9 protein-coding genes are annotated in these 12,368 nt (G+C 54.1%); 5 read left to right on the top strand and 4 right to left on the bottom strand.

The window, feature by feature from the left end:
* Window positions 1-24: 24 nt before the first annotated feature.
* Together ABJI30_RS03020 and clpB are read right to left on the bottom strand one after the other, a co-directional pair.
* Window positions 25-1,071, bottom strand: a complete 1,047-nt coding sequence (locus ABJI30_RS03020) for a hypothetical protein (RefSeq protein ID WP_348015429.1) — start codon at window positions 1,069-1,071, stop codon at window positions 25-27.
* A 37-nt stretch (window positions 1,072-1,108) separates the two neighbouring features.
* Window positions 1,109-3,703: an ATP-dependent chaperone ClpB gene (gene clpB, locus ABJI30_RS03025; RefSeq protein WP_348015430.1), complete on the bottom strand. Its 2,595-nt coding sequence runs from the start codon at window positions 3,701-3,703 to the stop codon at window positions 1,109-1,111.
* A 160-nt stretch (window positions 3,704-3,863) separates the two neighbouring features.
* On the opposite strand from clpB, the gene ABJI30_RS03030 reads away from it, so the two are divergent.
* The 3 genes from ABJI30_RS03030 to ABJI30_RS03040 all read left to right on the top strand — a co-directional run bounded on the left by ABJI30_RS03030 (window position 3,864) and on the right by ABJI30_RS03040 (window position 8,427).
* Window positions 3,864-6,053: an acylase gene (locus tag ABJI30_RS03030; protein ID WP_348015431.1), complete on the top strand. Its 2,190-nt coding sequence runs from the start codon at window positions 3,864-3,866 to the stop codon at window positions 6,051-6,053.
* Window positions 6,054-6,266: 213 nt separating this feature from the next.
* Complete coding sequence (locus tag ABJI30_RS03035; protein WP_348015432.1) at window positions 6,267-6,881, top strand: PEPxxWA-CTERM sorting domain-containing protein; 615 nt, start codon at window positions 6,267-6,269, stop codon at window positions 6,879-6,881.
* A gap of 208 nt (window positions 6,882-7,089) precedes the next feature.
* Window positions 7,090-8,427: a serine hydrolase domain-containing protein gene (locus ABJI30_RS03040; RefSeq protein WP_348015433.1), complete on the top strand. Its 1,338-nt coding sequence runs from the start codon at window positions 7,090-7,092 to the stop codon at window positions 8,425-8,427.
* A 37-nt stretch (window positions 8,428-8,464) separates the two neighbouring features.
* Here the strand turns inward: ABJI30_RS03040 and nadB are convergent, their stop codons facing one another.
* Window positions 8,465-10,057: an L-aspartate oxidase gene (gene nadB, locus ABJI30_RS03045; RefSeq protein ID WP_348015434.1), complete on the bottom strand. Its 1,593-nt coding sequence runs from the start codon at window positions 10,055-10,057 to the stop codon at window positions 8,465-8,467.
* On the bottom strand, window positions 10,054-10,989 hold the full coding sequence (locus ABJI30_RS03050) for an ABC transporter ATP-binding protein (RefSeq protein WP_348015435.1): 936 nt from the start codon (window positions 10,987-10,989) through the stop codon (window positions 10,054-10,056). The genes nadB and ABJI30_RS03050 overlap by 4 nt, the downstream gene beginning before the upstream one ends.
* Before the next feature lie 171 nt (window positions 10,990-11,160).
* Between ABJI30_RS03050 and ABJI30_RS03055 the strand changes: the two genes are divergently transcribed.
* Window positions 11,161-11,685: a DUF4402 domain-containing protein gene (locus ABJI30_RS03055; RefSeq protein WP_348015436.1), complete on the top strand. Its 525-nt coding sequence runs from the start codon at window positions 11,161-11,163 to the stop codon at window positions 11,683-11,685.
* Window positions 11,686-11,775: 90 nt separating this feature from the next.
* Window positions 11,776-12,300, top strand: coding sequence for a DUF4402 domain-containing protein (locus tag ABJI30_RS03060; RefSeq protein WP_348015437.1), 525 nt, complete (start codon window positions 11,776-11,778; stop codon window positions 12,298-12,300).
* Window positions 12,301-12,368 lie beyond the last annotated feature (68 nt).

Here is a 12,368-nt window from a genome sequence, read left to right on the forward strand (position 1 = left end):
ATCATGGCCGTTCCAATGTCGGCGCTATCCCAACAAGTTGGCACCGATATCCATTTTGATATTCTGACTTTGCGCCACGGCCCTCGCCCAGGTTGCAACCATATCAATTTCGTTTCCGTGTAGTGCGGCAACATCGTCCTGCTCGGATTGACGCGCCTTTGCATCAAAAACTTCACCGGGCTTGTTCTGATCCAGTTTCGAATGGCTGTTGAAAGCAGGTCCGTCGAGGACTGTATTTTGCTGGCTGTCATCAAGGTTCAGACCGAATAGCTCTGACAATGCAGCAATGGTTTCCGGTGATCTGGCGAGAAAACTGTCACTGTCGAGGGTCCGGATTCGCCCCAGCCCGAAGGTTTCGACAATTTTGGCAAATGCCGCATGCTGAGAGAGCCAGCCAATAGCTGCGACCTGAAGATCGGTTAGTTTGAGCAGTTCATCCTGGTCAAAGCCCTGGATGAGGTAACCATCCTGACGGGTTCCGATCAAAACGTCTCTCACCCAGATCCGACCCCACATTTCCTTCTTTGCGATAGAACGCAAAAATGATTCAATCGGCGCGTATAACAGCAACGCTTTTGCATCTGGCCGCATGGACAGCATGGGAAGCGCGAGTGGTGTGCAAATATTGGATGGCTTGATGACGATGGACTCACCGGAAGAAAACGGCCTGGACAGCAAATCAAGCGCCTGATCCAGAACCTGTTCGAACTTTTGACCACTGGACCCGCGCCGGCGCCAGCCGATCATGTCGTTCAACACAACGGGTTCTTTGAGACCCATGGATGTGCCCTCGATATCAAAGGCACGTGCCATCATCGTCGAACAGCAATAGGCTGAATGAAATATGAAGTGGAGCGGGGCTGCGGGCAGGGATTGCTGTGCAACATCTGCCCGTTTGTGCAGGCTGTAATTCTCAATGTCCGGCAAATGCTCGTCCGTTATGAACGTACATTTGCGATGCACATCCCGCGGTACTGGCACAAACCGGAATGCATCGGCCATTTCATCATAACGATGCGCCAGATAGGAGGCGTCGTCGATGATGTCGGTCAGGTTTCGGGTCACACTCATATCACATGTCTGCCCAATGCCGGACCGCCGCGCAAGTTCAACCTTCCGATTGCGAAACTGCATCCATTTGCAGCGCACCGTCACCTTCGTCGATGCGGACTTTGCTGTTGTCCGGGACATCCCCGCGGAGGATGAGATCGGCCAGCGGATCCTGCAGATATTTCTGGATCGCACGTTTTAGCGGTCGTGCACCATATACGGGATCATAGCCCACCCGGCCGAGCCAGCGTTTCGCCGCATCGGACAGATCCAGCTCGATCTTGCGATCCTTGAGCAGCTTCTGCACCCGCGCCACCTGAATTTCGACAATCGGAGCCATATGTTCTTCGGCCAGTCGGTGGAAGAGAATGATCTCGTCCAGCCGGTTGAGAAATTCGGGCCGAAAATGAGCGCGCACAACGTCCATGACTTGGGGTTCGACATCCTTGACCTTCTGACCGTCCTCAAGATTGGCCATATGCTGGCTGCCGAGATTTGACGTCAGAATGATCAGGGTATTGGAAAAGTCCACCTTGCGGCCCTGCCCGTCGGTAAGATGACCATCGTCGAGTACCTGCAGCAGGACATTGAATACATCGCCATGGGCCTTTTCGACTTCGTCAAACAGGATGACCTGATAGGGTCGCCGGCGCACGGCTTCGGTGAGTACGCCGCCTTCTTCATAGCCGACATAGCCGGGAGGTGCGCCAATCAGGCGCGCAACGCTGTGTTTTTCCATGAATTCCGACATGTCGATGCGGACCATCGCTTGGTCATCGTCAAACAGGAAACCGGCCAGTGCCTTGGTCAGTTCGGTCTTGCCGACGCCAGTGGGGCCGAGGAACAAGAAGCTTCCCAGAGGCCTGTTGGGATCTTGCAGCCCGGCCCGGGAGCGCCGTACGGCGGCTGATACCGCCTCGATGGCGTCTTTCTGGCCAATAACACGTTTGCCAATCAGCTCTTCCATCGCCAGCAGTTTCTCACGCTCGCCTTCGAGCATCTTGTCGATCGGGATGCCGGTCCAGCGCGATACAACCGAAGCAATATCTTCGCTGACGACTTCCTCGCGCAACATTGCGCCTTCGGTCGCGCCCGCGGCTTCTTCCAGTTTCTTTTCCAGATCCGGAATTTTGCCGTAGCTGAGTTCACCCGCTTTGCCGAGGTCTCCGGCCCGTTCCGCCTGTTCCAGTTCCAGCCGAGCAGCATCCAGTTCTTCTTTCAGATGCGCTTCAGCGTGAATCTTGTCTTTCTCGCCCTGCCAGCGTGTCGTCAGTTCTGCTGATTCCTGCTCCAGCTCTGCCAGATCTTTTTCCAAAGCCTCCAGACGGCTTTTGGACGCGTCATCGCTTTCCTTTGAAAGCGCCTCGCGTTCGATCTTCAACTGGATGATACGCCGGTCGAGCGTTTCAATTTCTTCCGGCTTGGATTCGACCTCCATGCGGATGCGGGACGCTGCTTCATCCATCAGATCAATGGCTTTATCGGGAAGGAACCGGTCGCTGATATAACGGTGTGAAAGAGTTGCCGCACTGACCAGAGCACCATCGGTAATGCGCACTCCGTGATGCAATTCGTATTTCTCTTTCAACCCGCGCAGGATTGAAATCGTGTCTTCCACAGTCGGCTCGCCGATGACCACCGGCTGGAACCGGCGTTGCAGAGCGGGATCTTTTTCGACATGCTTTTGATATTCGTCGAGTGTTGTGGCTCCGATACAGTGTAACTCACCGCGAGCCAGCGCAGGTTTCAGAAGATTACTGGCATCCATTGCACCTTCGGAAGCGCCTGCGCCGATCAGCGTGTGCATCTCGTCAATAAACAGGATAATCTCGCCGTCGGCGCCGCGCACTTCGTCGAGTACGCCTTTCAGCCGTTCTTCAAACTCACCGCGATATTTTGCGCCGGCGATTAATGCGCCCATGTCGAGTGACATGAGACGCCGGTCTTTCAGGCTATCGGGCACGTCGCCATTGGCAATACGCAAGGCCATGCCTTCGGCAATCGCTGTTTTACCAACCCCGGGCTCCCCGATCAGGACTGGGTTGTTTTTGGTACGGCGGGCGAGAATCTGGATCGTCCGGCGAATTTCCTCATCGCGACCGATGACCGGATCCAGCTTGCCTTCGCGGGCGGCTTCGGTGAGATCGCGCGCAAATTTCTTCATCGCCTCATAGCGATCTTCGGCAGAAGCCGTATCAGCTGTCCTGCCGCCGCGCAGATCATTAATCGCTGCGTTTAAAGCATCCGCTTTGACAGCCGCGTCGGCCAGCGCTTTGCCAGCCGCTGTATCTTTGGACACAACCAGCGCGAGCAACAGTCGTTCCACTGTAACAAAACTATCGCCTGCTTTCTCGGCTATCTGTTCGGCCTGATCGAGAACCCGGACCGCGTCGTTGTTGAGCCCGGGGGTTTGCTGTGCGCCGCTGCCAGACACGGCCGGTATCTTGTCCAGTGCCGCATCAATGGCAACATGAGCCTGCTTGGCATTGCCACCAGCCTTGGCGATCAGACCGGACGCCATGCCCTGATCATCTTCCAGCAAGGCTTTCAGCAAATGGGCTGCCGTGATCTGTTGATGATTCATGCGAATGGCTACTGTTTGAGCCGATTGCAAAAAACCTTTCGCGCGATCTGTAAATTTTTCGAGATTCATAAACCGGTCCTGCTCGTTTTCATTTTCTCCTACACGATATGGTGTTGTACATATGTAACACAACCGTTGCAGGAGACTTTTTCTCTTCAATTTATATGGTAAGCCTGCCTAAGAGATAAAGGGGCGTGCAAATTGGACGGCCCCGGGGAAGGAAAAATACGTGAAACTATTGAAGCGGCTTGGGCTGGGTGTTGTTGTGTTGTCTGCCATCTTGCTCGTGGCGCTGATGGCTTGGGATCCCTTGACTGTCAGCAGTTCTCCGCCGCCGCCGGTTCGGGACTATGAAGCCCGGATAGTGCGCGATGAATTTGGTGTGCCTCATATATTTGGCAAGACCGATGCCGATGTCGCATATGGTGTTGCTTACGCTCATGCCGAGGATGATTTTGACACATTGCAGGAAGTTTCCGCCATGGCGCGGGGGCGGATGGCTACCCTGAACGGTGCCAGCAGTGCACCGATCGACTATGTCAGAGCGTTGCTGGATATCGACGGGATCGTAAAGCGGAAATATGACGCTCTTCCCGACGATGTGAAAGCGGTGCTGGACGGATATGCAACGGGATTGAATGCCTATGCTGAAGACCATCCCGATGAAGTGGCGCTATCCGGTCTTTTTCCGGTAAATGGACGTGACATTGCCGCCGGTTTTGTGCTCCGGTCACCCTTCTTCTTTGGTCTGAATGGACCGATTCAGGCGCTAGTGGAAAATCGTGATCCGCCCAGAGAAGGTGGTCCGGTCCTGCAAGGGCTGCCAAAAGAGAAATCGATCCACCCGCTCAGCGAAGACAAGCTGATTACGCCGGTCGGACCCAATCCGGACGAGAATGGATCCAACGCTTTCGCAATTTCACCCGAACGGACACCGGATGACAAGACCCGGTTGATTTCAAACGCGCATCAACCATTGCGCGGGAATGTCGCCTGGTATGAACTGGTCGTGCACAGCGAAGAAGGCTGGGACTTTGCCGGAGCCAATTTTCCGGGATCGCCATTCCCGTTTCTCGGCCACAACAAATATCTCGGCTGGACCAACACCGTAAACCGTCCCGACCTGATCGACATTTACAAGCTCACGCTGAACCAGACACGCAATCAATATCAGTTTGACGGAGAGTGGAAGCCGCTTGAGAAAAAACGGGTGTGGTTGAAGATCAAATATGGTCCGTTTGTCATTCCCTATCCACAGATGGTTTATCGATCCATCCACGGCCCCGTGATCATGAACGACAAGGGCGCTTTCGCAATCCGCTATGCGGGGATGGACCAGCTGGATATGCTGACTCAGTATTTCCGTATCAACAAGGCGACCAATTTTGAGGAATGGCAGGCGGCGATGGCGGGGCAGGGCGTTCCCGCCACCAATTTTGTCTATGCCGATGCCAAGGGCAATATAGGATTATTCTACAATGCCATGTTCCCTGACCGTGCACCGGGCTTTGACTGGCGCGGGGTGTTGCCCGGAGATCAATCAGCGGCCGTCTGGCAACAGACCCTGCCATTCACGCGGGTTCCGGCCTTGATCAACCCAGCATCCGGTTATGTCATGAACGCTAACAATACGCCCTATACGGCTGCCGGTCCGGGCGACGAGCTGGAGCCTGCAAATTATTCGCCGCTGATGGGCATAGAAGAGGATGAAACCAACCGCTCGCTGAGGTCGATTGTCCTGTTTGAAGAGGCCATCAAAAATGGTGGAAAAATCGGTGAAGCTGAAATTCGGCGAATCAAATATGACACTGCCTATGAGCGAGCGGGCTATGCCGAGGACTGGTTTGACAAGATTGCTGCCCTTGATCTTGAGAACGATCCGAAACTGGCTGAAGCGCAAGCTTTGCTGGCGAAATGGGACTGGAACCTCGATGGCGAGGGGGCCGCTGATGCCTTGGCTCTGATGGTGCTCCGCCCAGCGAACAAGGCGCATTATCAACGCGGAAAAATTCCTGATCCACAACAGATCCTGCAGGAAACAGTAGATCATCTGACGGAATATTTCGGTGCTATCGATCCGCCGATGAAGGATGTTCTGCGATTGCGTCAAGGTGATGTCGATCTGCCGTTGGATGGCGGGAATGACACCATTCGGGCGTCTACATTGTGGGATGTTGAGGATGACGGGCGGTTATCGGTCCGCCACGGCGACAGCTTCATCATGTTTGTGGAATGGGCGAGGGACGGCGCTGTGACATCTCGTTCTATCCAGCCTTTCGGCGCTGCAACAACGCGGCCCGACAGTCCGCATTACACCGATCAAATGCAGCTATTTGTCGATCACAAGCTGAAGACCGTGTATTTTGACCCGGCGGAACTGGAGAAGCACAAGACGAGCGACAAGGTGGTTGGCAATTAGGGGTTGAATCTGGTTCTCGGAAGTTATTGGTTAAGGTGTCGACTCGAACCTTGCGAAGATGCGTAAACTGGTATACAAAAAGTTAAGTTTTGCAGCTTTTCCAACGCGGAAGATGCCGTGAAAATCAGGGTCAGCAATAGCATTTGAGAGTATGGGTTCGATGTGAGCCATTGCTCGCAACACTATCCTGCTTGGTTGGGGAAGGTATTTTTCATGGGTATCAAAACGAGTTTACTTGGCGCCGCTTCGATCATGATGGTCGCAATGCCGGCAAATGCCGCAGTGCTTTCGATCGCAGGCGATGACGATTGTTTTGGTCTGACCGGACCATGCGAAGTTGGTTCACTTTGGCGTGACGATTTGGGTGGAGTTTTCTTCACCAGCAACGCGACCGGCGCTGATCCGGCATTTACCGATGAGTGGGATTCGTTCACAAACCCATCCTATGATCTTGCCTATACGGGCGGAACAAATGTGTTCCTCGAAATCAAGATCGCTGGTATCGGTGATACCAACAGTGCTTATGATGTTCTTTTCAATGGCGATATTGTTGGCCAAATTACCGAAAATATGGGTGTGAACGGATTTCAGGAAGTCCGTTTGTTTAACTTTGCAATTGCAGATTCGGCCCTTTTGGCAAACAACACCGTCATAATCGGAGCCTCTGGAGGCGATGGTTACAGTGTTGATTATCTGAGTCTGGTTGGAGACGTGGCAGGAGCCGTTCCAGAGCCGGCAACATGGGCATTCATGATCTTTGGTTTTGGTGCTGTTGGCGGCGCGATGCGGCGTCAGCGCAAAGCCAATGTCAAGGTCAGCTACGCTTAAGCGATAGCTTGCAAAATAATATTCAAAGCCCCGTCAGAAATTCTGGCGGGGCTTTTTTGTTTCCCGAGACAGCTGAATAATAGCGTGCCGCTCCTTATCTCGTCGGGTTAGCGGAAGCGGCAATGTGATTTCCCGCGGGTAGGAATTTCTGTCGCAATGCGCTAGCGATCAGAACAATCGATAGAGTCAACACGGGAACATTTTAAAGATGACCAAATATTACAAGTCACTTTTCGTTGCAGCAGTTGGTGCGCTGGCACTGTCCACAGGTGCTGTCGCCCAGTCATCAGGTGCCACGGCGGTTGAAGCCAACGCGTTTCCGAATTTTGCCGAAGAATCAGCGGGCGAAGATTTTGATCCTGCGAAGATTGAAGCGCTGGAAGCGCGGATGGCGCAATTTGTCGCTGACGGTGACACCAAGGGCATTGCCACCTTGCTGGTCAAGGACGGCAAGGTGATCAGCCAGATGAAAGCCGGGATCAGAAGGCTTTCAGACAATGCTCCCATTACCGAGGACACAATTTATCGCATCTATTCAATGACCAAGCCGGTCACCGGCGTGGCTTTGATGGCCCTGTACGAGGAGGGCAAGTTTTCGCTGGATGACCCGGTTTCCAAATATATTCCTGAATTTGAAAATCTGAAAGTGGTCAAAAGCTTTGACGAGAACGGGTCCAATGTTGTGCTCGAACCGCTCGAGGCTCAACCCACAATGCGCCAGCTGATGAGCCACACGGCGGGATTTGCATATGGACTGGTTGGCGATGATCCTGCCAACAAGGCGTTTCGCGATCAGAACATTCTTGCATCGCCGGACATGCAGTCATTCATCGACGGCGTTGCGAAAATTCCCTTGATGCATCAGCCGGGAAAGAGCTGGTTCTATTCTGCTTCGGTGGATGTACAGGGCGCGATTGTCGAGCGGCTTTCCGGCATGAAGTTCGGCGCGTTTCTGAAAACCCGCATATTTGATCCGCTGGGCATGGACGATACCGGCTTTGCTGTCCCGGCAGATGATTATGACCGTTTTTCTGACGTTTTTGGATATCACCCAGTGACAAAGGATTTCATTCGCGTTCCCTTTCCCCGGGTAGCGTTCAAACCCGAAACAATTGGTATGGAGTCTGGGGGCGGTGGTCTTGTTTCTACGATGAGCGACTATGCCCGGTTTTGCCAGATGCTCGCCAATGGCGGTGAGTTCCGGGGCGCGCGTATCCTGAAGGCGGAAACTGTCAAACTGATGCGCACAAATGTTCTGACCGGGGATCAAAAAGTCAACATTGCCGGTACTTTGTCCGAGGCTGTCGTCAAAACGCTTGGTTTTGGGCTAGACTTCGGAATCATCCGGAATGACGGCGTAAATGGCACAGTGCAAGGCGATGGTACATATTTCTGGGGTGGCGCCGCCGGAACATGGTTCTGGATCGACCCGGTACATGATCTCTTTTTCATTGGCATGATACAACGGTTCGGTCAAAATGGTCCGGATACTGATTTCCGGGGCATATCCCGCGATCTCGTCTATGATGCCCTGAAAAACGACTAACGGCGAAAACCCCTGGCGATCTGACCGTCAGATTGACTTAAGGCGCGAGAACCGTATCTCGCGCGTCCGGGAGCAGCTTGGGATAGTCTGTAATATAGTGCAGGCCGCGGCTTTCCTTGCGAGCGAGCGCTGACTTTACGATCAGGTCCGCGACCTCGATCAGGTTTCTCAGTTCGATCAGGTCCTGGGTCACGCGGAAATTGCTGTAATATTCCTCGACTTCTTCCCGCAGCAAGTCGATGCGGTTTTGCGCGCGTTCCAGACGTTTGGTGGTGCGGACAATGCCGACATAATTCCACATGAAGCGCCTGATTTCGGTCCAGGTCTGCTTGATCACGACTTCCTCGTCGCTGTCCGTCACCCGGCTTTCATCCCATGGCTGGATTGCTGGTGGTACGGGCATATCATCCCAATGTGCCACAATGTCCCGTGCGGCAGCATCACCAAAGACGAAACATTCCAGCAGACTGTTCGATGCCAGGCGATTGGCGCCGTGGAGACCGCTCTCGCTCGCTTCCCCGGCTGCATATAGTCCGGGCAGACCGGTACGACCGTCGAGATCAATCAGAATCCCGCCGCAAGTATAGTGCTGAGCCGGAACCACCGGGATCGGCTCTTTGGTCATATCGATGTCCAGGCCGATCAGCTTGTCATAGATATTGGGGAAATGCTCTTTCACAAATTCGGGCTTTTGGTGGGATATGTCGAGATGCACATAATCGAGACCCAGCCGTTTGATTTCATGGTCATTGGCGCGGGCGACAATATCACGCGGTGCCAGTTCCATCCGCTCGGCATCAAAACGCTGCATATAGCGCTCGCCGCCATCCTGTACGCCGGGAGGCAGTTTGAGATGTCCTCCTTCACCGCGCACGGCTTCGGTGATCAGAAAATTTTTGACTTCGAGATTGTACAAACAGGTTGGGTGAAATTGCATCATTTCCATGTTGGAAACCTGCGCGCCCGCACGCCAGGCCATGGCAATGCCGTCACCGGTGGCGCCGCGCGGTGCCGTCGAAAACAGATAGGTGCGTCCGGCGCCGCCGCTGGCCATGATCGTGGCCCGTGCAGTCAGCGTCTCTACATGCCCGGTTTCGTTGTTCAGCGCATAGACGCCCCAGATGTTTTTTGACCCGTCGGGCGATACGGCGTGGCGGTCCGCGACGAGATCAATCGCCACCATATGCGGCTTCATCGTGATATTGGGATTGGCCGCAGCGGTTTTCTGCAAGGCCTCCTGCACCGCCCAGCCTGTCGCATCATCGACATGGACAATCCGGCGATGGCTGTGACCGCCTTCACGCGTCAGGTGCAGAGCCTCGGCTTCCTTGTTGAACGGCACCCCCATGTCGACCAATCGCTCGATCGCAGCAGGTGCATTTTCAACAACAAATTCAACCGTTTCCCGGCGGTTCAGGCCTCCGCCAGCGACCATCGTATCGTCAATATGATTGTCAAATGTATCGCCGGCATCAAGCACAGCAGCAATGCCGCCCTGCGCCCAGGCAGTGGAACCGCCTGCCAGATCGCCTTTTGCCAGAACCAGAACCTTGTGGGTGCGCGCCAGCGTGATCGCCGCGCTCAGACCGGCCGCACCGGAACCAACAATGATGACGTCATGCAAACTCATGCGGCTTTACGAGTGAGGTTCAGGAAGACATCTTCCAGATCGGCTTCCCGGGTTGTCACTTCAACGATTTCATAGCCGCGTTTCTGGATGGCACGCATGACACCGCCCGCATTTGTCCGGTCCTTGTTATATGTGACCGCCACCGTACGCGGACCAGTGATCTCTGCTTTGAGGAAAAGGTCATCGGCAAAGGATACCGCGTCGGAAGTTTCGGAAATGTCGCGATCCAGTGTCAGTTCGACCAGCTTTTCACGGGCCATGCCGACCAGCTCCGGAGTGTTCTTGAGAGCGATTAGCTGGCCGTGGTTGATAATGGCAATCCGGTCGCAGAGATTTTCGGCTTCTTCCAGATAGTGGGTTGTCAGAACAATTGTCACGCCCGATCGGTTGAGCAATTCTACATATTCCCAGAGCTGTTGGCGCAGTTCGATATCAACCCCGGCGGTGGGCTCGTCGAGAACCAGTATCGGGGGAGAATGGACCATCGCCTTGGCCACCAGCAATCGCCGCTTCATGCCCCCTGACAATGTCCGGGAATAGGCGTGCGCCTTGTCTTCGAGATGGACGGCGCGGAGCAACTCCATGGTTCGCCGTTCGGATTTCTTGATACCGTACAGCCCTGCAACCACTTCCAGTGATTCGGCCGGCGTAAAAAACGGGTCGAACATGATCTCCTGGGGAACAATGCCTATGGATGCTTTGGCATTGCGGTGATCCTGATCAATATCAAAACCCCAGATGCTCGCCGAACCGCTGGTTTTGCTGACCATTCCGGACAATATGTTGATCAACGTGGATTTGCCCGCTCCATTGGGGCCCAGCAAGCCGAAAATCTCGCCGCGCTTTACGTCGAACGAGACGTTGTCGAGCGCTTTTTTGCCCCCGGCATAGGTTTTGGACAATTGATCTATGGAGATAGCAGCTTCAGTCATGTGCTTCGCATAACCATGTTGCGCACCACAATCAAAGGCTTTGCGCACGAGCTGGAATGACCCGCTCGGCGCATGGCCAAAAGGTTAACGTGATTTTAGGCATGTCATTCAATGTTTCTTTCTCCTCTCCACCCTAGAGAAGGCCTCGTGGGAAATAACAGGGACCAGAAAATGACCAAAAAGTCTGTATTTGCGCGTGCGTCGCTTGTGCTGCCGGTAGCAGCCGGATTCGCAATTGCACAGCCAGCACATGCTGCTGATGCCAATGCGCAGTCCAATGCCAATATCAATCAGAGCGTTACCATCGTCAAAGATGCTGATCTCGATTTTGGGGATTTCATCGCCGGGACTGCAAACAGCATTTTTCGCATGAATCCCAATAACGGTAATCTTAACCAGCGGAGCGGAGATGCCGTGGCCTTTGGCGGCGTGCCTACTCCTGCGGCTTTTACGGCTTCTGGAACGCCCCTGTTGCGCGTCCGGATTTCCAGTAATCAAAACCGGATCTTTATCGTGCGCGATGGCGGAACCGAAACCATGCGCGTCAATCGGTTTCGTTTTGACGGTGCCCGCAACCGGTTTTTAAACGCTGCGGGTGAAGTGACCTATCAGGTCGGCGGTCAGCTTCGCGTCGGCGCAAATCAGGTCCCAGGTACGTATCGCGGCGCATTTAACGTTACGATTGACTATTTCTAAACGTTATCTGGGTATCAAGGTTTCTGGTTAATATCGATTAACCATGAACACTGTCAGCTTTGTTTTTGTTTTGCGGGTAGTTTTTTGCGTATGAGCTTACATGACCAATATATCACACGCCTGATCGGCGGTCTGCTTTTCACACTTGCAGCACTGACCAGCGCACCAGCCGCTTTTGCACAAAATGCCAGCTCGGATTCGCGGGCTATTGCATTGGCACCGCTGTCGCTTGTGAATGTAACAGATCTTGAATTTGGCACGATGATATCGGGACCGACGGCCGGAACTGCAACGGTGAATGCGTTTACCGGCGGGCGGACAACCACCGGCGGCGTAACCGGCGTAACAAATGACAGTTCCGCGGCACGTTTTGTGACATATGGCGGGCCCCTGCAGTTTATCTTCGTCACCCGCGGTCCTTTGCCGGTGTTGACGAGAGATGGTGGAACCGAAACGATGAATGTCAGCGGCCTGACCCTTGATGGTGCAACTTTCCGCTTTCTGAATGCCGCAGGCGTGGTCGATTTGAACGTCGGCGGCACCTTGCAGGTCGGTGCGGATCAGGAGCCGGGTACCTATAGCGGCACCTTCGACATTACCGTCACCTATTTTTAAAGGGCCGGTTTTTCAAGTCATCAGTGCTTTAGCCCATTGCCTCGCACCGCAAGCATTGCTAGTCGCGG

Source organism: Parasphingorhabdus sp. (assembly GCF_039968395.1).
In the GTDB taxonomy this organism is placed as follows: Bacteria; Pseudomonadota; Alphaproteobacteria; order Sphingomonadales; family Sphingomonadaceae; genus Parasphingorhabdus.

Excerpts from the sequence above, each read along its gene's own strand:
- ABJI30_RS03060 (WP_348015437.1), top strand. The coding sequence starts at position 11,776 with ATGAGCTTACATGACCAATATATCACACGCCTGATCGGCGGTCTGCTT.
- ABJI30_RS03035 (WP_348015432.1), top strand. The coding sequence starts at position 6,267 with ATGGGTATCAAAACGAGTTTACTTGGCGCCGCTTCGATCATGATGGTC.
- nadB (WP_348015434.1), bottom strand. The coding sequence starts at position 10,057 with ATGAGTTTGCATGACGTCATCATTGTTGGTTCCGGTGCGGCCGGTCTG.
- clpB (WP_348015430.1), bottom strand. The coding sequence starts at position 3,703 with ATGAATCTCGAAAAATTTACAGATCGCGCGAAAGGTTTTTTGCAATCG.
- ABJI30_RS03055 (WP_348015436.1), top strand. The coding sequence starts at position 11,161 with ATGACCAAAAAGTCTGTATTTGCGCGTGCGTCGCTTGTGCTGCCGGTA.
- ABJI30_RS03020 (WP_348015429.1), bottom strand. The coding sequence starts at position 1,071 with ATGAGTGTGACCCGAAACCTGACCGACATCATCGACGACGCCTCCTAT.
- ABJI30_RS03040 (WP_348015433.1), top strand. The coding sequence starts at position 7,090 with ATGACCAAATATTACAAGTCACTTTTCGTTGCAGCAGTTGGTGCGCTG.
- ABJI30_RS03050 (WP_348015435.1), bottom strand. The coding sequence starts at position 10,989 with ATGACTGAAGCTGCTATCTCCATAGATCAATTGTCCAAAACCTATGCC.